The 25,276-nt window shown below is 65.9% G+C and carries 22 protein-coding genes and 1 pseudogene; 17 read left to right on the forward strand and 6 right to left on the reverse strand.

Features of this window, described 5'->3' with window-relative positions; translation table 11 throughout:
• Positions 1-15: 15 nt before the first annotated feature.
• Genes SKC41_RS16070 through SKC41_RS16080 form a run of 3 tightly spaced genes read left to right on the forward strand, consistent with a single transcriptional unit; the run spans position 16 to position 2,596 of the window.
• The gene (locus SKC41_RS16070) at positions 16-1,164 is read left to right on the forward strand and encodes an alpha/beta hydrolase (RefSeq protein ID WP_330978477.1); all 1,149 of its coding nucleotides are present in this window, start codon (positions 16-18) and stop codon (positions 1,162-1,164) included.
• Positions 1,161-1,541: a nuclear transport factor 2 family protein gene (locus SKC41_RS16075; protein WP_330978478.1), complete on the forward strand. Its 381-nt coding sequence runs from the start codon at positions 1,161-1,163 to the stop codon at positions 1,539-1,541. The genes SKC41_RS16070 and SKC41_RS16075 overlap by 4 nt, the downstream gene beginning before the upstream one ends.
• Positions 1,538-2,596 (forward strand): TIGR03857 family LLM class F420-dependent oxidoreductase, encoded by a 1,059-nt coding sequence (locus SKC41_RS16080; RefSeq protein ID WP_330978479.1) that lies wholly within the window; start codon positions 1,538-1,540, stop codon positions 2,594-2,596. The genes SKC41_RS16075 and SKC41_RS16080 overlap by 4 nt, the downstream gene beginning before the upstream one ends.
• Here the strand turns inward: SKC41_RS16080 and SKC41_RS16085 are convergent.
• Positions 2,586-4,082: an acyl-CoA carboxylase subunit beta gene (locus SKC41_RS16085; RefSeq protein WP_330978480.1), complete on the reverse strand. Its 1,497-nt coding sequence runs from the start codon at positions 4,080-4,082 to the stop codon at positions 2,586-2,588. The two genes, SKC41_RS16080 and SKC41_RS16085, sit on opposite strands and share 11 nt — an antisense overlap.
• Positions 4,083-4,224: 142 nt before the next feature.
• On the opposite strand from SKC41_RS16085, the gene SKC41_RS16090 reads away from it, so the two are divergent.
• The 8 genes and pseudogenes from SKC41_RS16090 to SKC41_RS16125 all read left to right on the forward strand — a co-directional run bounded on the left by SKC41_RS16090 (position 4,225) and on the right by SKC41_RS16125 (position 12,478).
• A complete protein-coding gene (locus SKC41_RS16090) occupies positions 4,225-5,244 on the forward strand; it encodes an LLM class F420-dependent oxidoreductase (protein WP_330978481.1) in 1,020 nt (339 codons plus the stop codon).
• Between the two features lie 11 nt (positions 5,245-5,255).
• The gene (locus tag SKC41_RS16095) at positions 5,256-6,476 is read left to right on the forward strand and encodes a cytochrome P450 (protein WP_330978922.1); all 1,221 of its coding nucleotides are present in this window, start codon (positions 5,256-5,258) and stop codon (positions 6,474-6,476) included.
• A 172-nt stretch (positions 6,477-6,648) separates the two neighbouring features.
• Entirely contained in the window at positions 6,649-8,262 is a 1,614-nt protein-coding gene (gene mdlC / locus SKC41_RS16100; RefSeq protein ID WP_330978482.1) for a benzoylformate decarboxylase, read from the forward strand.
• A gap of 48 nt (positions 8,263-8,310) precedes the next feature.
• Positions 8,311-8,439: pseudogene (locus tag SKC41_RS16105) on the forward strand (SDR family NAD(P)-dependent oxidoreductase); the annotation flags it as partial.
• Positions 8,440-8,495: 56 nt separating this feature from the next.
• Positions 8,496-9,122, forward strand: coding sequence for a TetR/AcrR family transcriptional regulator (locus SKC41_RS16110; RefSeq protein WP_330978483.1), 627 nt, complete (start codon positions 8,496-8,498; stop codon positions 9,120-9,122).
• 12 nt (positions 9,123-9,134) lie between these two features.
• Positions 9,135-9,812, forward strand: a complete 678-nt coding sequence (locus SKC41_RS16115) for a hypothetical protein (RefSeq protein ID WP_330978484.1) — start codon at positions 9,135-9,137, stop codon at positions 9,810-9,812.
• Between the two features lie 2 nt (positions 9,813-9,814).
• Positions 9,815-11,719: a YhgE/Pip domain-containing protein gene (locus tag SKC41_RS16120; protein WP_330978485.1), complete on the forward strand. Its 1,905-nt coding sequence runs from the start codon at positions 9,815-9,817 to the stop codon at positions 11,717-11,719.
• Positions 11,720-11,746: 27 nt separating this feature from the next.
• Positions 11,747-12,478: an SDR family NAD(P)-dependent oxidoreductase gene (locus tag SKC41_RS16125; protein WP_330978486.1), complete on the forward strand. Its 732-nt coding sequence runs from the start codon at positions 11,747-11,749 to the stop codon at positions 12,476-12,478.
• 3 nt (positions 12,479-12,481) lie between these two features.
• Here the strand turns inward: SKC41_RS16125 and SKC41_RS16130 are convergent, their stop codons facing one another.
• The gene (locus SKC41_RS16130; protein ID WP_330978487.1) at positions 12,482-13,639 is read right to left on the reverse strand and encodes a Zn-dependent alcohol dehydrogenase; all 1,158 of its coding nucleotides are present in this window, start codon (positions 13,637-13,639) and stop codon (positions 12,482-12,484) included.
• Positions 13,636-14,862, reverse strand: coding sequence for a cytochrome P450 (locus SKC41_RS16135; protein ID WP_330978488.1), 1,227 nt, complete (start codon positions 14,860-14,862; stop codon positions 13,636-13,638). The genes SKC41_RS16130 and SKC41_RS16135 overlap by 4 nt, the downstream gene beginning before the upstream one ends.
• A 181-nt stretch (positions 14,863-15,043) precedes the next feature.
• On the opposite strand from SKC41_RS16135, the gene SKC41_RS16140 reads away from it, so the two are divergent.
• The 6 genes from SKC41_RS16140 to SKC41_RS16165 all read left to right on the forward strand — a co-directional run bounded on the left by SKC41_RS16140 (position 15,044) and on the right by SKC41_RS16165 (position 21,281).
• Entirely contained in the window at positions 15,044-15,403 is a 360-nt protein-coding gene (locus SKC41_RS16140) for a Rieske (2Fe-2S) protein (protein ID WP_330978489.1), read from the forward strand.
• A complete protein-coding gene (locus SKC41_RS16145) occupies positions 15,400-16,446 on the forward strand; it encodes an amidohydrolase family protein (protein ID WP_330978490.1) in 1,047 nt (348 codons plus the stop codon). The genes SKC41_RS16140 and SKC41_RS16145 overlap by 4 nt, the downstream gene beginning before the upstream one ends.
• Positions 16,443-17,606 (forward strand): amidohydrolase family protein, encoded by a 1,164-nt coding sequence (locus SKC41_RS16150; protein WP_330978491.1) that lies wholly within the window; start codon positions 16,443-16,445, stop codon positions 17,604-17,606. Before SKC41_RS16145 ends, SKC41_RS16150 begins: the two co-directional genes overlap by 4 nt.
• Positions 17,607-17,805: 199 nt before the next feature.
• Positions 17,806-18,771: an alpha/beta hydrolase gene (locus tag SKC41_RS16155; protein ID WP_330978492.1), complete on the forward strand. Its 966-nt coding sequence runs from the start codon at positions 17,806-17,808 to the stop codon at positions 18,769-18,771.
• A gap of 120 nt (positions 18,772-18,891) precedes the next feature.
• Entirely contained in the window at positions 18,892-20,043 is a 1,152-nt protein-coding gene (locus tag SKC41_RS16160; RefSeq protein WP_330978493.1) for an acyl-CoA dehydrogenase family protein, read from the forward strand.
• A complete protein-coding gene (locus SKC41_RS16165; RefSeq protein ID WP_330978494.1) occupies positions 20,040-21,281 on the forward strand; it encodes an acyl-CoA dehydrogenase family protein in 1,242 nt (413 codons plus the stop codon). Before SKC41_RS16160 ends, SKC41_RS16165 begins: the two co-directional genes overlap by 4 nt.
• On the opposite strand, the gene SKC41_RS16170 is transcribed toward SKC41_RS16165, so the two are convergent.
• The 3 genes from SKC41_RS16170 to SKC41_RS16180 form a co-directional block, all read right to left on the reverse strand.
• On the reverse strand, positions 21,278-23,242 hold the full coding sequence (locus tag SKC41_RS16170; protein WP_330978495.1) for a SpoIIE family protein phosphatase: 1,965 nt from the start codon (positions 23,240-23,242) through the stop codon (positions 21,278-21,280). The genes SKC41_RS16165 and SKC41_RS16170 overlap by 4 nt on opposite strands.
• Positions 23,243-23,402: 160 nt before the next feature.
• The gene (locus SKC41_RS16175) at positions 23,403-23,834 is read right to left on the reverse strand and encodes an anti-sigma factor antagonist (protein WP_330978496.1); all 432 of its coding nucleotides are present in this window, start codon (positions 23,832-23,834) and stop codon (positions 23,403-23,405) included.
• A gap of 218 nt (positions 23,835-24,052) precedes the next feature.
• Positions 24,053-25,258 (reverse strand): amidohydrolase family protein, encoded by a 1,206-nt coding sequence (locus SKC41_RS16180; RefSeq protein WP_330978497.1) that lies wholly within the window; start codon positions 25,256-25,258, stop codon positions 24,053-24,055.
• Positions 25,259-25,276: the final 18 nt, after the last annotated feature.

Consider the following 25,276-nt stretch of genomic DNA (forward strand, 5'->3'; position numbering starts at 1 on the left):
TTTAAGGTGAGCGGCATGGCTGGATTTTCGCTGGCGAAGCGTTCCTTCGACATCGGCCGCGAACTGAGCTTGGTGCTGCCGCGCACCGTGGCCGGCCTCAACGAATCAACGGGCTGGGTCCCGGCTTCGCGGCGAGGAGTGCGCCAGTTCGGCGAGGTCATGTTGGACGAACTTGTCTTGAGTGGCTTCACCTTGCTGGGCGGCAACCTGACCAAAGATGTCCGGCCGCTCAGCGCGTGCGCGCCGGCGGCCGAGGAGTTATCGACGCTGGGCATCGACGGCGCCCATGCCGCACCAAAACCCTTGCAGGTGAAGTCGATACGACGGCACCGCATCGGGGGATTGGCCTACGAACGGATGACGTTCGAGCATGACCCGCAGCTCCCGGAGACGCTGGCTGCCGAGGGCCTAAGTGGTGCGGCGCGCGCGGTGGTGCACCTGTGCCGCCACCGCGACCGGCCGCGGCCGTGGCTGATCTGGGTGCACGGAGCCGGTCAGGGCGGCGCCGAGGATTTGTTGCTGTCTCGCATCGGCCACATCCACCACACGTTGGGGTTCAACGTCGCGATGCCGGTCCAACCCGGCCACGGGTGCCGGCGCCGCGAATGGCCGGCCTACCCGGACATGGATCCACTCGGCAATGTCGCGGGCATGATGCGCTCGGTGTCGGAGGTACGCGCCGTGGTGCGCTGGGTCCAGCCGCAGGCCAGTACCGTTGTGGTGTCCGGTATTTCGATGGGTACCCCGGTGGCCGCGCTGGTTTCGCACCTGGAGCGCCAAATCAATGCGGTGGCGCTGTACACCCCGATTCTGGGGCTCAACGCGATGATCGCCCGGCACCTCACGCGCTGGGGATCGGCGCGCGACGGATTCCGGGACCTGCTGGGATCCCCGGTGGTCGCGCAGCTGACATCGGTGATCGATCCGCTGGCGGTCGACCCGGCGCCGCCGCCGCAGCGCCGGCTGATCGTCGGGGCGTGGCACGATCGCATGGCGATGCGTGAGCCCACCGACGCGCTGCAGGAACGCTGGGGCGGTCAGCTGTACTGGTACGACGGCAGCCACGTGGGTCACATCTTCTCCCGTCGCGTGCAAAAGGTCTCCGAGCGATTCCTGCGCGAGGTGGTCTCGCAAAACGGGCCAGAACCGGTGTCCCAGCGATGATGGCGGTTCGTACGGCGCGCGAGGTCGTCGAACTCTACAACCTGGTGGTCTGGAACGAATGCGATGTCGAACTGGCTGAGGAGTTGTTGGGAGACAACGTTATCCGGCACGAGGTCGGTGCGGCACGAACACTCACTCATGCCGAGGCCGTTGCCCGGGTCACGGATATGTGGGCGCAAGTCCAGTCATTGCACTTTGACCTCAACGTCGTCATCGCGAATGAGGACGGCGAGCACGTCGCGATCGTCTACGACTCGACCATCACCACCAACGACGGCAACGAAACCCACATCGCCAGCATCGAGGTGTTCCGCGTCGTTGCCGGCCGGATCACCGAAGTCTGGAATTGCGGCTACCACCAAGGAGTTTGGAATTGACTGACCGCGTGCTCGACGAATTGGGCTACTACCTGCTGGCCGGGGCCGGAGGCGAGGGCCCGTCGACTTTGATGGACGAAGCGCGCCGCGGCGAGGAGCTGGGCCTCGGCACCGCGTTCATCTCCGAGCGCTGGAACGTCAAGGAAGCGTCGTCACTGGTCGGGGCGGCCTGTGCGGTGACCAACCGGATGCAGATCGCCACTGCCGCAACCAATCACAACACCCGGCATCCGCTGATCACCGGATCGTGGGCGACCACGATGCACCGGCTTTCCCGCGGACGCTTCACGCTGGGCATCGGCCGCGGCATCGCCGCGATCTACGGCGCCTTCGGCATCCCGGCGGTCACGACCGCACAGATGGAGGACTGGGCCCAGGTGATGCGCCGCCTGTTCCACGGCGAGCTGATCTTCAACCACGAAGGCCCGATGGGCAAATATCCGATCCTGTTCCTGGATCCGGACTTCAACGAGGACATCCGACTCGCGCTGGTGGCGTTCGGGCCCAACACCCTCGCGCTCGGCGGCCGCGCATTCGACGACGTCATCCTGCACACCTACTTCACGCCGGAGACGTTGCAGCGCTGCGTCAAAACCGTCAAGACCGCGGCGGAGAAGGCGGGCCGCGACCCCGACAGCGTGCGGGTGTGGTCGTGCTTCGCGACGGTCGGTGACCATCTTCCCGAAGAGCTGCGGCTGAAGAAGACCGTCGCCCGGCTGGCCACTTACCTGCAGGGGTACGGCGACTTGATGGTGCAGACCAACGACTGGGATCCGGCTGTGCTGGAACGCTTCCGGGCCGACTCCGTCGTCACCTCGATCGCCGGCGGGATCGACCACAAGGCCACGGCGGAGCAGATCGAGCACATCGCGACGCTGATTCCCGACGAGTGGCTGCAGCCGTCGGCGACCGGTTCAGCTCAGCAGTGTGCGGACCGCATCCGCAAGGAGTTCGAATACGGGGCCGACGCGCTGATCATGCACGGCGCGACACCTGACGAGCTGGAGCCGGTCGTCACCGCCTACCGGGCGGGGAGCACGCCACTCACGGCATGATGACGGTCCGGCTCACCGGCTGCGCGGCGGCCTGGCGGGCCGACAGACCTCGCAGCAGGGAAGCCAGCAAGGCGTCGCGGGTCTCGCGGGGATCGATGAGTTCGTCGAATCCCATGCTTTCGGCCGAGCGAAACGACGCCTGCAACTCGGCGTCACGCAACTTCGCGGTGACGTCCTCGCCGGCATGCGTCGCCCGGCCCAGCGCCGCTGCGCTCATGGCGCCCATCGTCGCGCCGGGGTAGGCGAACGTCGCGGACTGGCTGTCGAAACCCAACAGCGACATGACCATCGAGCCGAACCCGTACGCCTTACGCAGCGTCACATGCAGCTTGACGGTGCTGGCCGCCGTCTGGGCGGCGAACATCCGCGCGCCGGCGCGCAGCACGCCGCTGCGCTCGGACCGGCTGCCGGGCAGCATGCCGGGATTGTCCGCGAAGAAGATCAGCGGCAGGTGGAATGAGTCGGCCACCATGATGAAATGTGCCGCCTTGTCCGCGGCGTCGGCGTCGATGGAGCCGGCGAGCACGTTGGGCTGGTTCGCAACGACCGCGACCGGATGACCACCGAGATGGGCCAGCGCGCAGATGATCGCTTTGCCGTACCGCGGCTGGACCTCGAACCAGTCCGGCCGGTCGAAGACCACGTCGAGCACGGCGCGCATGTCATAGACGCGGCGGTTGTCGCGCGACACGATGTCGAGTAGTTCCGGCGTCGGCCGTGGCTCGCTGTCTTCGTCGCGGGGCAGCGGGGAGGGGTAGGACCATGCGCTCGGCGGGAAGTACGACAGGTAACGCCGGATGTCGGCAATGACGGCCTCGTCGTCGTCGGCCACATTGTGGATGACTCCGCTGGGCAGGGCGGTGACGGGTCCGCCGAGGTCCTCCTTCGAAATGTCTTCTCCCGTCGACTCTTTCACGACCGGAGGCCCCGCGGTGAAGATCGCTCCCTGGGCGCTCATGATCCGGAAGTCGCACACCGGTGCCACCAGTGCGCCATGTCCGGCCGAGGGGCCCAACACCGCGGCGACCGTTGGCACCTTGCCCGAGCACTGAGCCTGAGCGAGCAGGTCGGTGGGGGCGCGCCCGTAGTGTCCCCCGCCGGGGCGGAAGCCGGCGCCTTCGAGCAGCATCACCAGCGGAGTCTTGTCGCGCAGCGCCAATTCGGCGATGCGGTAGCGCTTCGAGTTGCCGCCGGGTCCGATGCTGCCGGCCATCGTGGTGAAGTCCTCGGCGCCCAGCATCACCGGTGAGCCGTTGATCGATCCCGACCCCACGATCAGCGCGTCGGCCGCGACCTCGCCGCCGACCAGCGTGCCGATTTCGCGGAAGGTGCCCGGGTCTAGGAGCCGCTCGATGCGCGCGCGGGCGTCGAGCTTGCCCTTGCCTCGGTGCTTGTCGAGCCGCTCCGGGCCGCCCATGCCCCGTGCGTGCTGACGCCGACGGGCAAGATCGGAGAGCGTTTCCTCCCAATCCGGGGGTTTTGTCATGCGTCAGTCCTACCTCGTGCGGATGCGATCGTGCGCGCCTAGTCCGATGGTGACGACCCGCTGCACCCGGCTACGCCGCGCTTGCGATCGTCCCTAGATGTGCAGGGTCACATACTGGATTGCTTACTGTAAAGTTACCCGCATGCCTGACGGCCCCCGGCTCAAGATCGACGGCGGCATCCCCAATCGCCTCGACCGCGTGGTGGAAGCAGTCGGCAACCTGGAACAACACGGTTACGACGGGGGCTGGACGGCCGAAACCAGTCACGACCCGTTTCTGCCGCTGCTGCTGGCCGCCGAGCACACGTCGCGGCTCGAACTGGGCACCAACATCGCGGTGGCGTTCGCGCGCAATCCGATGACCGTCGCCAACGTCGCGTGGGATTTGCAGGCGTACTCGCAGGGCCGCTTCATTCTGGGTTTGGGCACCCAGATCCAGCCGCACATCGAGAAGCGATTCAGCATGCCGTGGAGTCATCCGGCCCGCCGGATGCGCGAATTCGTCTCCGCGTTGCACGCCATCTGGTCGGCGTGGAACGGCGAAGCCAAGCTGAGTTTCGAAGGCGACTTCTATACCCACAAGATCATGACGCCGATGTTCACCCCGGAACAGCACCCGTACCCGGTGCCGAAGGTGTTCGTTGCGGCGGTCGGCGAGGGAATGACCGAGATGTGCGGTGAGGTCGCCGACGGTCACCTCGGCCACCCGATGGTTTCGAAGCGCTACCTCAACGAGGTGACGGTGCCGGCGCTGTTGCGCGGGGCGCAGCGGGCCGGCCGCGGTCGTTCGGATTTCGAAGTCTGCGCCGAGGTGATGGTCGCGACCGGCGAAAGCGACGCCGAACTGGAAGCTTCCATGACGGCTGCCCGCAAGCAGATCGCCTTCTACGGCTCCACGCCGGCGTACCGCAAGGTGCTCGAGTTGCACGGCTGGGGCGGGCTGCACACCGAGCTGAATCGTCTGTCCAAGCAAGGCGAATGGGATGCGATGGGATCGCTGATCGACGACGAAATGCTGGGTGCTTTCGCGGTCGTCGGTCCCGTCGACAGAGTCGGAGCCGCGCTGCATAGCCGGTGTGAGGGCGTCGATCGCGTGCTGCCGATCTTCTACAACGCTTCACCATCCTGTATTACCGCCGTAATGAAGGAGTTTCGCCAGTGAGCACAACGACGATGGACGACGCCGGAAAGTCTCTGGCAGATCCGTTGGCGTACACCGACGAGAAGCGGCTGCACGCGGCGCTGGCGCACTTGCGTGCCGCCGCGCCGGTGTCGTGGGTTGAGGTGCCGGACTACAAGCCGTTCTGGGCTATCACCAAACACGCCGACATCATGGACATCGAGCGCGAGAACATGAAGTTCACCAACTGGCCGCGCCCGGTGCTGACCACCACCGTGGGCGACGAGCTGCAAGCCAACGCCGGAGTGCGCACGCTGATTCACATGGACGACCCGCAACACCGGGTGGTACGCGCGATCGGCTCGGACTGGTTTCGGCCAAAGGCTATGCGCGCGATGAAGATGCGCGTCGACGAACTCGCCAAGATCTACGTCGACAAGATGCTGGCCGTCGGGCCGGAATGCGACTTCGTCCAGCAGATCGCGGTGAACTATCCGCTCTATGTGATCATGTCCTTGCTCGGCATCCCGGAAGCCGACTTCGCCCGCATGCTCAAGCTCACCCAGGAGCTGTTCGGAAGCGAAGACAGCGAATTCAAGCGCGGCACCACGAATGAGGACCAGATCCCCGCACTGCTCGACATGTTCGGCTACTTCAACGACGTGACGGCGTCGCGCCGCGAGAACCCGACCGAAGACCTCGCCTCGGCGATCGCCAACGCCCGCGTCGACGGCGAGCCGCTATCCGACATCGACACCGTGTCTTACTACCTGATCGTGGCCACCGCGGGTCACGACACCACCAGCGCGACCATTTCCGGTGGCATGCAGGCACTTATCGAAAACCCGGATCAGCAGAGGCGCTTGCGTGACAATCTCGACCTGATGCCGTTGGCCACCGAGGAGATGATCCGTTGGGTCACCCCGGTCAAGGAGTTCATGCGTACCGCCAACGAGGACACCACCGTACGCGGAGTGCCGATTGCCGCAGGGGATTCCCTGTTGCTGTCCTATGTGTCGGGCAATCGCGACGAGGATGTCTTCGACGATCCGTTCCGCTTCGACGTGGGGCGTGACCCCAACAAACACCTGGCCTTCGGCTACGGCGTGCACTTCTGCATGGGCGCCGCGCTGGCCCGAATGGAAGTCAACAGCTTCTTCTCCGAGCTGCTGCCCAGGCTCAAATCGATTGAGCTGACCGGCGATCCCGAACTGGTTGCGACGACATTCGTCGGCGGCCTCAAGCACCTCCCGGTGCGCTACTCGCTGGCCTGAGCCGCCCCGCTAGGGTTGCGCAGCCTTTTGATGGCGTTGTGCATGGGCACATCGGGCGCCCACCAACGCTGTGCCGGATTACATCGACACCGCCGCGCTGACGGGCGAGACTGAATCGCGACGCACTGCCGTGCGGCCTCTTGGGGCCTGGGTATAGAAAGTTGGGCAGCTCATGGCAAACGGGAAAACGGTCCACGAAGTCACCTACGACCTGCTCCGCAAATTGGGCCTTACCACGGTGTTCGGTAATCCCGGTTCTACCGAGCAAACATTCTTGAAGAACTTCCCCGACGATTTCACCTATGTCCTTGGGCTGCAAGAAGCCTCGGTGTTGGCCATGGCCGACGGGTTTGCGCAATCCACCGGCAAACCGACGTTGGTCAACCTGCACACCAGCGCCGGGACCGGCAACGCGATGGGCAGCCTGATGACCGCGTACAAGGGCAACACCCCGCTCATCGTCACGGCCGGCCAGCAGACCCGGGAAATGGTGTTGTGCGAGCCGTACTTGACCAATCCCAATGAAAATTTGCTGCCCTTGCCCTGGGTGAAGTGGGCGTACGAACCCAAGCGTGCCGAAGACGTGCCCGCGGCATTCATGCGCGCCTACACGGTGGCGTTGCAGCCGCCGGCCGGGCCCGTGTATCTGTCGATACCGCTTGACGACTGGGACAAGCCGGCACTGGGGCCTGCGGTCGTTCGCACCGTCAGCCACCGGGTGGCGCCCGATGCCGAGCGGCTGCGGGAGTTCGCCGACCGGATCAACAACGCGCAGCGGCCGCTGCTGGTCTTCGGTCCCGAGGTCGATCGCAGCGGCGGCTGGGACGCCGGTGTGGCGTTTGCCGAAAAGCTTGGCGCCCCGGTTCACAGCGGCCCGCTGCCCGACCGTGCGTCGTTTCCGGAGAACCACCCGCAATATCGGGGCATGCTCCCGTTGACCATCGCCGGGGTGGCCGAGGTGCTGCGCGGTCACGACCTGGTTGTGGTGATCGGCGCCCAGGTCTTCCGGTACTACCCGTATGTAGCCGGCGAGTACCTGCCCGAGGGCAGCGAATTACTGCACATCACCGCCGACCCCGCGCTGGCCGGGGCCGCACCCGTCGGTGACAGCCTGATCAGCGATACCCGGTTGGCCCTCGAGCAGCTGGTGGGTCTGATCAGCGACCGCGGTACCGCTTCCGCCGGAGCCGCGCCGGCCGCGAAGATCGAAATCGTCGACGCGGACTCGTCGCCACTGACCCCGGATGCGGCGTGGTCCACGCTGGCCACCGTCAAACCCGCGGATTCCCCGGTCGTCACGGAGTCGACGTCGACGATGGCTCAGCAGCTGCATTGGCTGCCCACCACCCGACCGGGCTCGTTCTTCGCGACCGCCAGCGGTGGCATCGGCTGGGGCGTGCCGGGCGCGGTAGGCGTCGCACTCGGCGATCGCGCTCGCGGCGTCAAGCGCACCGTGATCGCCACGATCGGCGACGGTTCGTTTCAATACTCGATCCAGGCGATTTACACCGCCGCCCAGCACCGGCTGCCCATCGTCTTCGTGGTGATGCGTAACGAGGAGTACTCGGTGCTCAAAGCGTTCGCATTGCTGGAGGAAACCCCGAACGTGCCCGGTCTCGATCTTCCGGGGCTCGACATTGCTTCTTTGGCAACGGGTTTCGGCTGCCGGGCGGTCAATGTCGATACCACCGAAAAGCTCGCCACGGAGTTCACGACGGCGCTGACCGCCGACGGGCCCACGGTCATCGTGGTGCGGACCAAACCACAGCTGGCGCATCTGGGCTGACCCGGCTCGAACACGCGGTGACGATCCCGCGTGACGAGATGACGCCGCGCATCGGGATCGCGGTTCCTGGTTTTCATGCAGCAGTACACGCCGCAGGCGCGCTTCACCGCGACCGTCGACGAGGGGGCCGATCAGCTGGTGTGGCTCGCCTCGAGCGCTCCCGGTGTCGAATGGACACGGCGCCCTCGATAGACCATTCGATACCCGTTGGTATCTAACCGATACTGGGGAGTATGCTGCTGGACATGTCACCGGTGAAGCCGCATCGCACCCGTCCCACCCGGGGCGAGGTTCGCGACCGAATCCTGGATGCGGCCTCCAAAGTGTTCGCGGCCGAGGGGTTCGCCGGTGCCACCATCGACGCGATCGGTCAGGCCGCGGGCTTCACCAAGGGCGCCGTCTACTCGAACTTCGAGTCGAAGGATGAACTGTTCCTGGCGCTGGTTGACCGCGAGTTCGAGTTGCGCGGCGAACAGATTGCGATAGCGCTGGACAGCAGCGGCGGCGACACGGCGGCGGCCGCACGCGAGGTGAGCCGGTCGGTGCTCGACTCCGTTCGCGATCATTCCGACTACTACGTGCTGCTCGTGGAGTATTGGCTGCGTGCCCAGCGTGATCCGCAGCTTCGCGAGCGGCTGATCGGGCGCCGTCGCGCCGCGGCCGACCAGGCCCTGCACATCGTCGAATCGACCGACACCGTGCCGTCGGATCGGCGGCTGGTCGACGTCGCCCAGCTCGTCGTCACCATCAACCTGGGCGTCGCGATGGAAGAGGTGCTGCGCCCCGGAAGCATCAACCCCGACCTGCTCGCACAACTGATCACCGCACTGCTGGAATCGATTCCGGTTTCCGGCGATTAGGGGAACGACACCATGGACACCGAAGACGATCCGGACACCAGTGCTCCGATAATCACCGCCAACGGGTTGGGGGTCGACGGCGAACACGGGCCCATCTTCTCGAGCGTCGACCTTGCCCTGACGCCGGGTTTTCACGCGATTCAGATGCCCGGGGGACCGGGACAGACCACGCTGCTGTTGACGCTCGCGGGACGTTTCAAGGCCACCTACGGCTCGCTGACCGTGCTCGGCGAAACCACGCCGCGCGCGATTCGCCGCCATTGCGCGATCGCGGCATTCGACGACATCGACGAGCTGGAGGAGTCGGTGACCGTGGCGACCGTGCTCGCCGAGCAACGCCGGTGGTTGGCGCCATGGTATTCACTGGTGCCGCTGCAAGCCGGTCAGGCCGAGCTGACGGAGGTCTTCGGCGATATACCCCCGCCGTCCTCCGGCACCTACATCGTCGAATTGTCCGATCTGGAACTGTTTTTGCTGCGCATCACGCTGGCGCTGCTGTCGAATCGTCCGATCCTGGTGGTCGGCGACCTCGAGCAAGTGCGCGACAACTCCAGGCGAGCGATCGCGGTGGAGCGGCTCGGCGTGATCGCGAAGCAGCGCACCGTCGTGGTCGGCGTCGCCAACCCGCTCGGCACCGACGCACCCGAGCATGGGCTTCACGATCGCCGCGTCCTGACCGGAGGGAATTGAAGATGTTGGCTGGACTCGCATTCGGCTCGGAGATCAAGCGTTTCGGCCGCAGCCGATTGACGCGCGTCGCGATCGTCGTGCTGATGCTGCTGCCGTTGGTGTATGGGGCGCTGTATCTGTGGGCGTTCTGGGATCCCTTCGGCCACACCAACAAAATGCCGGTCGCCCTGGTCAATTCCGACCGCGGCGCCGTCGTTTCCGGCGAGCAGTTCAATGCCGGCGACGACATCGCCAAGAGCCTGACCGCGGACGGCGGCTTGGACTGGCACGTCGTGGACTTGGCGGAAGCGCGTAGCGGAGTCGACCACGGTAAGTACTACTTCATGGTCGAGCTGCCGCCGGACTTCAGCGCGGCGATCGCATCGCCGGTGACCGGGCAGCCGAAGAAGGCCAACCTGATCGCCGTCTACAACGACGCCAACAATTACATCTCCACGAGCATCGGTCGCACCGCCATCAGCCAGGTGCTCAGCGCTGTGTCCAGCCGGATCTCCGGGCAGGCGGTCAATCACTTGTTGTCGGTAGTGATTTCGTCCGGTGCGGGGATCAAGCAGGCCGCCGACGGCGCCGCTCGACTCGACGACGGCGCCGGACAGCTGGTCGCCGGCCTCGACACCGCCCGGTCCGGCTCCGCGCGGCTTGCCGCCGGCGCCCAGCAATTATCCGACGGAATCAACCAGGCCACCGACCCGCTGCTCGCGATAGCCAGGGCGCTGTCGCAGATCAGCGGCAACACGCAGCAACTGCAGCAGGGCGCGGCGGCGCTGCAACAGGCCAACGACCAGATCGGCGCGATCGCCACGGCACAGGATGGTGCCGCGGACTCGCTGTCACCGGTGATCGATCAGCTCTCCGCGCGACAGGACCCGTTGGCCAACAACCTGCGCAGCATCCAGGATCAGCTTCGGGGCCATCAGTTCACGCCGCAGATCCGCCAGCGCCTGACCGACGCGCAAAACGCGGCCATCGCGATGACCTCCGCGCTGCGCACACCCGGCAGCCCGCTGGGATCCGCCCTCGACCAGGTCGGCAACAAGGGGCAGGAGCTGACGAGCAAGCTCACCCAGCTCCGCGACGGAGCCCAGCAGCTCGCGTCGGGTAATGCCGAATTGGCGAGCGGCATAGCACAACTCGACGACGGCGCACACCAACTCAAGGCGGGATCGGCCGAGCTGTCGACCAAACTCGCCGACGGGGCCAACCAATTGCCCAACTGGACGACCCAGCAGAAGGACGCGGTCGCCGACACCATCGGTGGGCCGGTGCAACTCGAAGCCTCGCATGAGAATGCCGCGCCCAACTTCGGCACCGGCATGGCTCCGTTCTTTCTGACCCTGGCCCTGTTCTTCGGCGCGTTGGTGCTGTGGATGGTGCTGCGGCCCTTACAGAGTCGCGCAATCGCCGCAGAGGTGCTCGAGATCCGTGCGGTACTCGCCAGCTACCTGCCGGCGGCCGCGATCGCGTTGTTCCAGGCGATCATTCTCTACTGCGTGGTCCGGTTCGCTCTCGGCATGCACGCCGTGCACCCGGTGGCGATGCTGGGTTTCATGATCCTGATTTCGGCCGCATTCGTCGCCGCGACCCAAGCGATCAACGCACTCGTGGGCCCGGCGGTGGGACGCGTGCTGATCATGGCGCTGCTCATGCTGCAGCTCGTCAGCGCCGGCGGCATGTACCCCGTGGAAACCACGACGCGGCCCTTCCAGATCCTGCATCGGTTCGATCCGATGACGTACGGTGTCAACGGACTCCGCCAGCTCATCCTTGGCGGCATCGACGCGCGGCTCTGGCAAGCGGTCACCGTGTTGGTCGCGATAACGGCTGTCGCGCTGGCGATCTCGTCGCTGTCGGCGCGACGAGATCGCCTCTGGAATCTCAGCAGGCTTATCCCCGCGATCAAGATGTAGCGGCTCTGCAATCGAGAGGAAGCTCATATGACCGCATTGGTGACCGGCGGAGCGTCGGGAATCGGATCGGAAGTGGCCGGCCGGTTACGCGACGCGGGCCACGACGTCGTGGTGTGGGACCTGGTCGGCGGCGACATCGATTGCGACATCAGCGATCCCGGCGCGGTCTCGGCGGCGATGGAACGAACCGTGCAAGAACATGGGGTGCCCACCCGGGTGGTTACCTGCGCCGCGATCGGAGCCTCGGGTGTGCTGCTCAAACAATCGCCCGCGGAGTGGGAACGGGTTCTCGGGATCAATCTGACCGGCACCTGGTTGACGATCCGTGCGGCGGCCCAAGCCATGATCGACGCCGGGGAAGGCGGTTCGATTGTCGCGGTGTCCAGTATCAGCGGTTCGATCGCCGATCGCGACATGGGCGCCTATTGCGTATCGAAGGCCGGCGTGGACATGTTGGTCAAGGTCGCCGCCGTGGAGTGGGGGACACACGGCATCAGGGTGAACGCCGTCGGGCCCGGTGTCACTCGGACGCCGATGCTGCCCAACCCCGAAGCACTACCGGGCTGGGTGGAAGGATTGACCGAACGCACCGCGCTCGGCGGCCTGGGCCAAGCCGACGACGTGGCCGGGGCCATCGTGGGTGTGCTGGAATTGCCTTGGGTGACAGGCCAGGTCGTGCACGCCGATGGCGGCCTGTCCCTGCACAGCCCGATCGACTCCTACGGCCAGCTGCAGCGAGTGATCGGCCGCCGAAAGTAGCAGCTATTCGATCCCGAAATCGATGACGCCCCGGACGATTTGGCCGTTCAGCAGGTCGTCGTAAGCGTCGTTGATGTCATCGAGTCGATAACGCCGGGTGATCATCTCGTCGAGCTGCAGCTGCCCGGTCTGGTAGAGCCGGGCCAGCCGAAAGACATCGGCTTTCGGGTTGCACGAACCGAATACGGTGCCGGCGAGCGACTTGTTGGACAGGATGAAATCCTGCAGATCGATCTTGACGGAGCTGGTCAGCTGCGAGGTCATCCCGGTCAGCACACAGGTTCCGCCCTTGCGGGTAAGCCGTACCGCGTCGCGGACGTCGTCGGGCGTGATCAACGACGGCGAGACCACGACGGCGTCGGCCATGACTCCGTAGCTGATGTCACGCACCAGATCCATTGCCTCGACCGCGGATGCGGCGGTGTGGGTGGCGCCGAACTGCAACGCTGACTTCTGTTTGAAATCAACCGGATCGACCGCGACGATGTGCGCGGCACCGCCGATCCGGGCACCCTGAATCGCGCCCGTGCCGATTCCCCCGACACCAATCACGACGACGGTGTCACCCGGTCGCATATTGGAGCGGTTGGCCACCGAGCCGAACCCGGTCGGTATCGCGCAGGACAACAGCGCGCTGGGTACCAACGGCAGGTGCGGCTCGATCTTCACCAGCGAATTCGTGGAAACCACAGTGTGTTTGGAAAACGCGCCCACCTTGGCCAGGTGGCCCAGCGGCTTGCCGTCGGCGGTGTGATGGCGGTAGGTGCCGTCGGTCGGCATGCCCGGCGTCAGCACGCCGGCACCCATGTCGCAGATGTACTCCATACCACTTGCGCACCAGCGGCACTGTCCGCACACGGCGACGAACGACATCACCACGTGGTCGCCGGGGACGAATTCCGTTACGCCGGGCCCGACTTCGCGTACCACGCCCGAACCCTCGTGACCGCCGATCATCGGGAACATGGTGGGCAATCCCAGCGAGCGCAACATCTCGTTGGGCGCCGACATGTCGCCCTTGAGGATGTGGTCGTCGGAGTGGCACATCCCGGCCGCGGCCATCTCGACCAGCACCTCCCCGGCCCGCGGTGCGTCCAGTTCGAAATCCTCGACGGACCACGGCCCGCCGACATCGTGCAGGATCGCCGCGCGGCTTTTCATGCGGCGGGGGTGAACGTGACGGGAAGCTTGTTCGGCGACCGGAAGGTGAGGCCGATGATCTTGGACTCCTCGCCGGTGCCGTCGTCTTGAACAAAGGCGAGGTTCGAAACCCGGTCGAGCAGGCTGTTCAACATGACCCGGGTTTCCAGCCGGGCCAAGTGCATACCGAGGCACATGTGGATGCCACCCGCGAATGCGATGTGGGCTTGGCGCGGCCGATGGATGTCGAAGCGATTGGGGTCGGGCCAACGGCTTTCGTCGCGGTTGGCCGAGCCCATGCACATGTCGATCTGCGCGTCGGCGGGGATTATCTTGCCGCCGATTTCGACTTCTTCGGTGGTGGTGCGCATGACCATCGTCAGTGGCGTCTCGACGCGCAGACCTTCTTCGATGGCGGCGGGGATCAGTGACCGGTCCTGCCGGACCATCTCCAGCTGTTCAGGGTGGGTCAGCAGTAGATACAACAGGTTGCCCGACGAACGGTAGGTCGTCTCCAGTCCGGCGGGCAGCAGCAGGCGCAGGAATGCGATGATCGCGTCGTCGGTGAGTTTCTCGCCGTCGATCTCGGCGGCGACCAGGTCACCGATGATGTCGTCGGTGAGCTTGTGGCGCCGCTGCTCGACCTGCTCGAGGAAGTAGCCGTGCAGCTCGGACGCGGCGTTGAGCCCCGCCATGATGTCGGTCGGAATCGAGATGAGGTCAAGCGACAGCCGCCGGAACATGTCGAGATCCTCCGGGGGCAATCCGAGCAGCACCGAGATGATCCGGGTGGGGAACTCGAACGTCAGCGCCTTGACCAGGTCGGCGTGACAGTCGTTTTTGATTTCGTCGATCAGCTGGTCGCACACCGGCCCGATGACCGACGGTTCCCACCGTTCTAGCGCGGTGGCCCGAAAAGCCTTGGCCACCAGGCTGCGGTGGTCGTGGTGTTCCTTGCCGCCCATCGCCAGAATGGTGTGCCCCATGACCAATCCGATGGTTTTCTCGTAGGCGGCCGACGTGAAGATCCGGTCGTCACGGAAGGCTTGGAACACACCGTCATAGCCGAACAGCACCCACTCGTCGTTCGGCCGCAGCTCCTCGGGCATCTGCGAGTGGTCCCCGAGGGCGCCGTGCCAGACCGGGTCGGTGCGCCGCATGTATTCGTAGAACGGATAGGGGCTGGTTTCGCCGGTGTAATCGAGGGTGACGGGCTGGCCGACGTTGTCGGTGCTTAACGGCATCAGCGCTCCTCCTGAGCAACAGGTAAGGCCGTTGACGCGGGCCGGTCATGGCCGCCCCGGCGTCTGCGGCGGGTGTTCCGAGCGGATTTTCGCTATCATAGTATAAATAGCAAGGCTTGTGATGGTTACCGTAACGGGCTCAGTATTGATCCGGATAGGTCAACGAGGCGGTGATTCTCAAGTGGCCCAGCGGCGATTGGTGTGCTCCCTCGACGAGCTGCCACCCGGCGGGATGAAACTCGTCGATGTCGGCAAGTTCGGCGTGGGCGTGTACAACGTGCAGGGCGCGCTGTACGCGATCGTGAATTACTGCTCCCACGAGGGCGCCCCCCTATGCCTGGGCCTGCTCGGTGGCACTACCGAAGCGGCGCCGGAGGAGCCCGGCGGGATACGCCGGGTGCGCGCCGGGCAGATCGTCCGATGCCCTTGGCACAACTGGGAATTCGACATCACTACGGGTCAAAGCGTCGCCGATCCGCGTCGTCGCGTCCGTACCTACGAAGTCGACGTCACCGACGGGCAGGTGTATGTGACCGCATGATTGTCGACACCAATGTGCAACCGCACTTCCGCTACAACGCCGAGATCCGGCGCTACCTCCCGGACGCCCACCAACTGCGCGCGGTCCCCGACGTCGAACAGCAGTGGTATCAGGCACCCGGCGGCGACTACCGCCAAGATCTCTACGGGGAGCACTACCCGGGCTCGGATCCCGACACCGTGAGTCGCCACTTGTTCGAAGACGCCGGAGTCCACTACGCCATCCTGAATCCGTTGACGCGCGGCAACATCGCCGACTACCTGCTCAACACCAGCATCTGCGCCGCCGTCAACGACTGGCTGCTGGACCGCTGGCTCGAACCCGACACCACCGACCGGTTCCGGGGCACGATCAAGGTGAACCCGGAAGACCCCCGCGGCGCCGTCGCGGAGATCGAACGCCTGGCCGGCCATCCGAAGCTGGTGCAGGTCGGTATCCCGATGCAGTCGCGCGAGCCGTACGGCAAGCCGATGTTCGAACCGATCTGGGAGGCCGCGGCCGCGCATGGGCTGCCGGTCGCGGTGCATATCAACGGTGGCAACGGCGTCGACCATGCCCCGACGTTCGCCGGGCACGCACACACCTACCCCGGCTATGCGTCGTTCATGCCGCTGAACTATTTCGTGCATCTGGCCACACTGATCATCGAGGGCGTGTTCGGCCGGCTTCCCGGCCTCAAATTCGTTTTCGCCGACGGCGGCTACGACATCCTCACCCCGCTGATGTGGCGCCTCGACACCTTCTGGTTGTCGATGCGCGATCAGACCCCCTGGGTCGACCGGTATCCCAGCGAATACCTGCCCGGCCATGTCCGGTTCTGCTCATCGGCATTCGACGGGCCGGTCGAGGTGGCCCACACGCAGCGCTGGATGGAATTCACCGGCAAGACCGACCTGCTGATGTACGGATCGAGCTACCCCCACTGGTCGACGTCGTCGCCCGAGGTGGCGGCCCAGGGGCTCGACGCAGCGCAGCGCGAGCAGGTGTTGTGGCGAAACGCCAGTGAGCTGTACGGGCTTGGAGCAAAGGAGCGAGCGCAATGACCACTATCGAACGGGTCGAATCGCAGACCCACCGCGACGACCACATCGCCGTCACCATCGTCGACACCGACGTCCACCCGTTGCCGGTGTCGACCGATGTGCTCAAGTCCTACGCGCCGGCCGAATGGGTGGACAAGATCTGGCCGACCGCCAATGCGGTGAGCCCGATGTCGTACTTCTACGACACCCCGGATTCGTTCAAGACGTCGTCGCTGCGGATGGACTCGTGGCCGCCGGGCGGCGGGGCCGCCGGCAGCGACCCGGACTACGCCGCCAAGCAACTGCTGGTCGATGCGGGTGTCAGCATCGCGTCGCTGGAGCCGATGTGCGACGCGCAGCTGCCCCAGGCCGAGCACGTGCTCAAGTCCACCTACAACGACTGGCTCGCCGACGTGTGGCTGGACAAGCACAACGCGCACGGCCGCTGGCGCGGGTCGATCAGTGTCAGCGCGCAGACCCCGGAGCTGGCGGCGCGCGAGGTCGAGCGATGGGCCGGCCATCCCTACATGGCCCAGGTGCTGATGACACCGCAGACTCGCGGAATCCCGTTCGGCAACCCGCATTTCGATCCGCTGTACGAGGCCGCATCCCGCAACGGGCTACCGATCTCCACGCATCTGATGGGTCAGACGCCGTTCGAATTGGTCCCGCTGTATCCCGTCGGCAATCCCGCGCACTGGCACGACTTCTTCGCGTCCTGGCCGCTGCTGTACGTCTCGCACCTGATGAGCCTGGTTTTCGACGGCGCCTTCGATCGGCACCCCGACCTGCGGGTGGTCTTCATCGAGGGCGGCTTCACCTGGGCGATGCCGGTGATGTCACGGATGGACCGGATCTGGGAGGCTCGCCGCGCCGACTTGCCGCAGGTACGACGCCGTCCGTCGGACTACGTGCGCGAGCATGTCCGCTTCACCACTCAGCCCCTGGAAGACGTCGACACCGTAGAGTTCCGCGAGTATCTGGAAATGATGGACCTGGGAGACAATCTCATGTTCTCGACGGACTATCCGCACTGGAGCTATGACTCGCCGACGTACGCGATCAACAGGTTCCCCGCCGACCAGCGGGAGCGGATCATGCGCGGCAACGCCACGGCTCTGTACGGGTTGCCGGCGACCGTCCAGGCACTCCCCGGCGAGGCCGCCACGCCGGGAAGCTGAGCCGCCGCGGGCCGGCCCGCGGGCTCTGATCGGCGAATATCACCCGAAATTGCCGACGTTCGACGTCGCCGGCTGCACGCGGCTGTGGCAGTGCGACGACTCGCGGTTGACCAGGTCTACCTTGAATATGGTTTCCGACCTGGCCTCCCGCCAGGCCCGGACGGCGGCCCGCAACCATGAGCCCGGAAGTTGAGAGGGTATGACGCAAACGGATCTGACCCGCCCGCAAGGCATTAACCGCCTCGACCCGGTGCTGCGCGACGCCGCCAGCGCGGTGGGCATCGTCGAATTCCGTGCCGAGACATTGGCCGCCGAGCGAGAGCAGGCCAATCGGGCGGCCGCCGAGCGTGCCGCCGCAGTCGATACCGAGGGCGTGGCCGTCGAAACCCGCTCGATCTCCGGCCCGGGCGGCCAGCAGCTGAACCTCCGTTTCTACCGGGGCCGCATCGAGGGTGACGCGGGAGCGCCGTTGCTGGTCTACGCCCACGGCGGCGGCTTCGTGTCCGGCAACCTCGACACCGACCACGCGGCGTGCGTGGAGCTGGCTCGCGAGGGCGGTTGCCTGGTGGTTTCGGTCGACTACCGGCTGGCTCCGGAGAATCCGGCCCCGGCGGCGCTCGACGACGTCGAGGCGGGTTTCTATTACGCCATCCGGAACTGCGCGGAGCTGAATGTCGACTCCAGCCGGGTGGCCGTGATGGGCCGGGATGCGGGTGCCGCCCTGGTCGCGAGCCTGGCGCAGCGAATGTTCGACGCCGAGGGTCCACAGATCCGGATGCAGATCCTGCACCAGCCGATGCTGGACAGCGATGCCACGCCGTCGCGGCGCGAATTTCAGCGCACGCCGGGACTCAACGGTCCGGCGGTGAGCCGGGCGTGGGGTCACTACCTGGGTCCGGCCAGCGCCAGCGGTCAACATGTTCCGGCGCACCGGGCGAACCTCGAGGGCCTGCCGCCCACCTTCATCAGCTGCTCGGAGATCGACCCATGCCGTGACGAAGCCATCGACTACGCCAACCGGCTGCTGCACGCCTTTGTACACACCGAATTGCACGTCATCGCGGCGACATTCAACGGCTTCGACTCGCTGGTTCCGGATTGGGTCGTCTCCGAAGAGAACCGGGCCTTGCACGCGCAGTCGGTGCGCCGCGTGTTCGCGATGTAGCTGCTCGATCGGGTGTATCGACCGAACTCCAATAGCGCTTACGGTATTGGCATTTGCTAATATCGAGAACGTGATTCTTGGCGACGGCGACCGAATGCTGCGGAAGGGTCTGTCGGTGTCATGACGGCCGTGGACTCGCCTGAAAAGGCACTCTTCGTTTCGACAACGCAATCGTTTCTGCAGAAGGAAGCGCCGCTGTCTCGCGTGCGGGAGCTGCACGCGGCGGGGGTTTCCTTCGACCCGGCCTGGTGGCGGCGCGCCGCGGAGCTCGGCTGGACCGGCCTGCTGGTTCCAGAGGAGTTGGGCGGGGGCAGCGTCTCGCACAGCGGTGTCGAGGATCTGGCCGCGGTCGCCGAATTGCTCGGCAAGACCGTCGCACCCGGCCCGCTGTACCCGGTCAGCGTCGTGCTCACCGCGCTGGCCGAATGCGCCGATGCGCAATCGCACGCGGCGGTCATCGAGGCGCTGATCACCGGCGAAACCGTGGCGTCCTGGGCGGTCTCGGAACCCGGCGGCGGCTGGGAGCCGCTGGACCCGTCGGTGACCGCGACCCAGACTGACGCGGGCGATCGCACGTACCGTCTTGATGGCACCAAGGACCGCGTCGAGGCGGGCGCCCAGAGTGACCTACTGCTCGTGGTGGCGCGCTGCGGCGGCGAGGTTCGTCAGTTCCTGGTCCCGACGGACGCGCCCGGGGTTCGGGTCGAGCCGCAGCAGTCGGTCGATCTGGTCAAGCAATACGCGCGAGTGCATTTCGACGGGGTGGTCGTGGACTCGTCCGCGGCCGTCGGCAGCGCCGCCGAGACGGCCGCGCTGATCGACCGGCAGAGCCAGATCGCTCAGATGCTGCAATGTGCCGAGGTGGTCGGCGTCGTGCAAACGGTGTTCGACTTCACCGTTCAGTGGGCGCTGGACCGGCACACGTTCGGCCGTCCGCTGGCGTCCTACCAAGCGCTCAAACACGGCTTCGCCGACATGAAGCTGTGGCTGGAAGCGTGCCGCGCCACCACGGCCGCGGCGGTTGCCGACATCGCGGAGCGCTCACCCGCCGCGGGCCTGTCGGCCAGCGTCGCGAAGTCCTACGTTTCAGAGATGGCGGGGCGCATCGTCCAGGGCTGCGTACAGATGCACGGCGGCATCGGGGTCACCTGGGAACACGATCTACACCTCTACCTGAGGCGAGTTACGTTGTACCGCTCCTTGTTCGGAACCCCGGAAGAACACAACTTGCGGGTGTATGAGTCAGAGAAAGCGGGCCGTACCGCGAAATGACGCACGACCAGATCACCGAATCCGTTGCGGAGTTCGCCGCCCGCGCCCGAGCGTGGTTGGCGGACAACATGCCTCGCATCGACCCCGATTCGCCGCCGCCGGCACCGCGTGACGACGAGGACGCCTGGAAACGCGCCCGGGAATTGCAAAAGCGGCTCTACGAAGGCGGATTCGCGGGCATCTGCTTCCCGCGAGAATACGGCGGCCTGGGTCTGGATTACGCCTACCAGAAGGCGTTCGACGACGAATCCCTGTGCTACGAGCTGCCGTTGATCCTCAACATCCCGACGTTCACCATCTGCTGCGCCACTCTGCTCGACACCGGTACCGAAGAGCAGAAGAAGCAGCACATCGCCGCCGCGCTGCGCGGCGACGAGGTGCTGGTGCAGCTGCTGAGCGAACCGAGCGGCGGATCGGATCTGGCCGGCGTCATCACCCGGGCCGAACGCCAGGGTGACCGATGGGTGATCAATGGCGCCAAGACCTGGAGCACCAGTGCGTTCGCCGCCGACTACGGCCTGTGCCTGGCCCGCACCAACTGGGATGTGCCCAAGCACGAAGGCTTGACAATGTTCCTGGTGCCGATCGATCACCCAGGAATCACGTTGCGCCACATCACAATGCTCAGCGGCTCGACGGAGTTTTGCGAGGAGTTCTTCGACGGCGTGGACGTCGGCGACGAAGCCGTGGTGGGCGAGGTCAACGGCGGCTGGGCGGTGGCCTCACGTCAGCTGTATCACGAGCGGCGGGCAGTCGGCCAGGGTTCGGAGTTCGCCAGCGGCAGCGGCAGCGAGGGCGGCAACGCCAATCCCGTTGACTACGTTGGGCTTTTGGAGAAGACCGGTCAGGCCGACAACAAACGCGTCCGCGAGATGGCCGGCCGGGCGCTGGTGCACCGGATGGTGGCCGAGCAGCTGATCGATCACGTGTCGCGCAATGTCCGTGATGGTGTGCTGCCGCCGGCGGCCGGCACGCTGATTCGGCTTTTCCACGCCGAGACCGTCCAGGTGGACCTCGACACCGCGATGGCGGTCGCGGGGGCAGCCGGTGTGGTCGGGGAGATCGGCGACGGCCTGGAGGCCGGACTGCGGTACCTGGTGCGCCAAAGCGTCGCCATCGGTGGCGGCACAACGGAGATGGCGCGCAACGTGATCGGGGAGCGGGTGCTGGGCTTCCCGCGCGAATACGCCGCCGACCGAGGGGTACCGTTCAATCAGGTGCGGCACGGGAAGAACTAGTCTTCAGCGAAGACGTTCTCGCTGTCGCCGCTGCTGACGGGCATCTGGACCATCGACAAGATGTGATGCGCGGGGCTGCCGGGCGGGGCGATCAGTACGCAGTCGCCACCCTGCCGCAACGCCCGGTCACGGGCGGCCGCAAGCGCGCTGACGCCCGCGGACCCCAGGTGGGTGACGGCGCTAAGGTCGATCGTCAAAGGGGCTATGCCCGAACGGCTTTCGACGGCAATCAGGCGGTCGAGCGTGGACGCGGTGTTGGAGTCGACGTCACCGCTGACGACGATGTGGCCGGACTCGCGGACGGTCGAGACGAATTCGTTGTCGATGGCCCGGCGGTGGGCTGCCCGGCTGACGATCGTGTCGGTGACGAAGTTGGCCGGCCGTGATAGACGGTGCGTCAGGCTGGCCGTCGTCCCATCGTCGCGGCGGGTGATGAGGGCCTGGGAAACCAACGCCTCTGCCATCGCGAGCCCGCGCCCGCGACCCTGTTCGCCTTCACGGTGATCCTTCCACTGTCCGCGGTCGATCACCGCGGCATGCAGGTTGCCATCGCCGGACAGCGATGCCTCGACGACGACGCCGTCGGAAACCTCTGTGCCGTAACCATGTTCGACCGCGTTCTCGACGAACTCGGAGATCGCATGCACGACGTCGGAGATGTCGTCGGCGTCGGCGCCGACCTCGGAGAGCCAGCCGCGAAGCCGGGAGCGCACGGTGCGTGCGGCGTGGATCGTCGCGTCCAGCGTCATGTGCAGCGGAGCCGGGGGAGTGCGGCGCTGCGCGGCAAGCAGTGTGACGTCGTCGCTGTAGCCGGTTGACCGGAGCAGCAATTCGAGCGTCTCCGAACAGATGCGGTCGATGGTTCGCGTCGGTGCATCGATGACGAACCCGCCGACACCGGCGGAGATGTTGGCGGCCAGGTCGGCGAATTCCGCGGTGCTGGCGCCCAGCGGGCGCCCGGGCCGCTCGATCAGGCCGTCGGAATACAGCAGGATCGAATCGCCGATGTCCAGCGTTTCGCTGCGTACCGGAAAGCCGACGCGGCTGCCGAGCGGACCGGCTCCCGACGGTTCCACGTAACGCGCGGTCGAGGCGGCGCTCACCACCAGCGGCGGCGGATGCCCGGCGGTGCAGTACTGGAATTCACCGGTGGCGTAGTCGAGCGAGCCCACGCACAACGTGGCCGATTTCGACCCAGGCACCTGCTCGTGGAAGCGGTCGACGGCTTCGAGCGCTTCGGTGACGCTGAAGCCCTGCGATATCTGCATCCGCAGCGCGGTGCGTAACTGCGACATGACCGCCGCGGCTTCGACGCCGTGGCCGACCACGTCGCCGACGACGAGCACCAGCCGGTCCCCGAGCGGTATCGCGTCAAACCAGTCGCCGCCGGCCGCGGTGTCTTCGGTGGCGACGAGGTACTGCGCGGTGATGTCGGCGCCGGGAACCACGGGCACGGACGAGGCCAGCAGCGCTTGCTGCATGACGATGGCGGAATCGCGGACGTTGCGATAGCGCTCGGAGAGTTCCTCGATGCGGGCCTCGGTGGCCAACCGCGCCTGCACGCGATCCGTGACGTCGTCGAAGATGATCTGTACGCCCTCGATCGCTCCGCCCTTGCGGCGGCGTGGCGTCACGAGGAAGTCGAAGTAGCGTTCCTCGACTCCGGTTCCTTCGAAGTCGGCCTGCAGCCGCCACTCGACCCCGGATTGCCGCTCGCCCGTCTCATAGACCCGGTCGAGCATCTGGAAGATTTGCTGGCTCTCCAGCTCGGGATAGACCTCACGCGCCAGCATTCCCACCGGGTTGAGCACCGGATTCAGGGCGCGGTAGGCGGCGTTGGCCGCGACAAAGCGATGTTCCGGCCCTTCCAGACCGATCAGCATCGCCGGGACCTTTTCGAAGATGCGACGCACGTCATCAGCCGCACCGACAATCTTGTCCCAGTCCTTTTCGGCCACCATATGGCCGTCCCTCCTGAGCCTCCCTGCGGGCCGTTATGGACCGAGAAATCCAACAATGCGTGGTGTTCTATTCGACACACGCAAGTAATTAGATTAGCAATTGCTGGGGGGTGCCTCACGCATCAGTTTGCTAACGGGCGGTGACCTCGATTACCCGCTCTCAGGCCACCGACGTGGCCAGCGCGGTGTCGATGGTCGGATGCAGGGGCAATACGCCGCCGAGATTGCACGCCTGGATGACCCGGGCAACGCTGGGATCGCAGCTGACCAGCCGTAATGCGAGGCCGCGAGCACGGCATCGTTGCGATTCGGCGGCCAGGACCGCGAACGCGCAGCACCCCATGAAATCAAGGCCGCTGATGTCGACGATGAAGGGGCCCGGTGCCGCGGCGACCGCGGCCGCCTCCTCGACCAGCCCCCGCCAGGTGTGCTCGTTGGAGGCGTCGACCTCGCCGCCCGCGCGGATGATCACGACCGCGCCGCTGCGTTGGGTTGCCGCCCGCAGCGTGCTGCCTGGATCGCCCAGCTCGGAAACCAACCGGGGGCTTAGCGTCACTCTGGTCACTGATGACTCGACCGGAGCCAGATTCATCGTGCGCTCCTTACCCGGCCACATCGTCGGGACCGTCCTGGACGCCGGTGCACGGCATCCGTGTTCGGAGGGAAGATTCTTTTCTATAGCAAGGTCGAAGGCCGCGTCTATAGTCCCGCTTTTGACCAGGACACACAAAAGAGCCCACCTCCGAGAGACAACCTGGACGGGACGTCGCTCGGAGGCGGGCGCTACAAGGTAGCGGGATCAGGCCCGGATCAGGCCGAGACGGGCTTCTTGGCCGGCTGGGAGACCTTCATCAGCTCCATCAGGTTGCCGCCCATGATCTTCGCCTTGTCCTCGTCGCTGAAGGCGGCGAGCTCGTCGACGAAAGTGATCGGGTCTTTCAGGCCCTCGGGGTGCGGCCAGTCCGATCCGAAGACCACCCGGTCGGTGCCGACCATGTTGACGATCTCGGCGAACCGGTCCTCCCAGAACGGGCTGACGTAGACGCACCGCTTGAACGTCTCGATCGGGTCCTCGGCGAATGCCTGCGGCATCTTCTTGTAGACGCCCTTAAGGCCCCTGAACAGGGTCGGCACCCAGTCGGCGCCGTTCTCGATGGACAGGATTCGCAGGTCGGGGTTGCGCGTCAGGGCGCCGTGGCAGATCAGGGCGCCGAACGCGTCCTCGATCGGCCGGTGGCCCATCGCCAGGCTGCGGAAGGCGGTCGGCTTGAACGGCAGGAACTCGTCGCCGGGCTCCCAGATGTTGAGCAGCTCGGAGTAGCCGCTGTCGGAGGCGTGCATCGAGACCGGGATCTCGGCGCGCACGCAGGCCTGCCAGAAGGGATCGAACTCTTCCAGACCGAACGACCGGCTGCCGCGGTAGCCGGGCACCGGCGCCGGGCGGACAAGAACGGTGCGGGCGCCGCGCTCCAGGCACCATTCCAGCTCCTCGAGCGCGCGGTCGACGATCGGCAGGGTGATGACCGGGGTGGCGAAGATGCGGTCCTTGTAGTTGAAGGACCACTGCTCGTGCATCCACTCGTTGAGTGCGTGGATGACGTCGTGGGTCATCTCCGGGTCGTCCTTCATGCGTTCTTCGACGAGGCTGGCCAGCGTCGGGAACATCAGGGCGTAGTCGATACCCAGCTCGTCCATCACTTCGAGGCGGGCGCCCGGCTCGCGGAACGCGGGGATGGCCTTCATCGGTTCGCCGAGGATCTCGCGGTAGCTCTTGCCCTGCGAGCCGTTGCGGAAGTAGTCCTCCTGGGCGCCCGGACGGGCCACCACCTCGAAGGTGGGGTTGGGGATGTAGTCACTGATGTGTCCGCGCACCACGATCTTGGTGCGACCGCGAACCTGCACGTAGTCGATCACGTTTTTGCGCTTCTCCGGCAGGAACTTGGTCAGCGCCTCCTGCGGCTCGTACATGTGGTTATCGGCGTCGAATACGGGGAAGGGAAGCTCGCGAGACGGCATAGCGATCTCCTTGAGGGC

This window comes from Mycobacterium sp. 050128, assembly GCF_036409155.1.
Lineage (GTDB): Bacteria > Actinomycetota > Actinomycetes > Mycobacteriales > Mycobacteriaceae > Mycobacterium.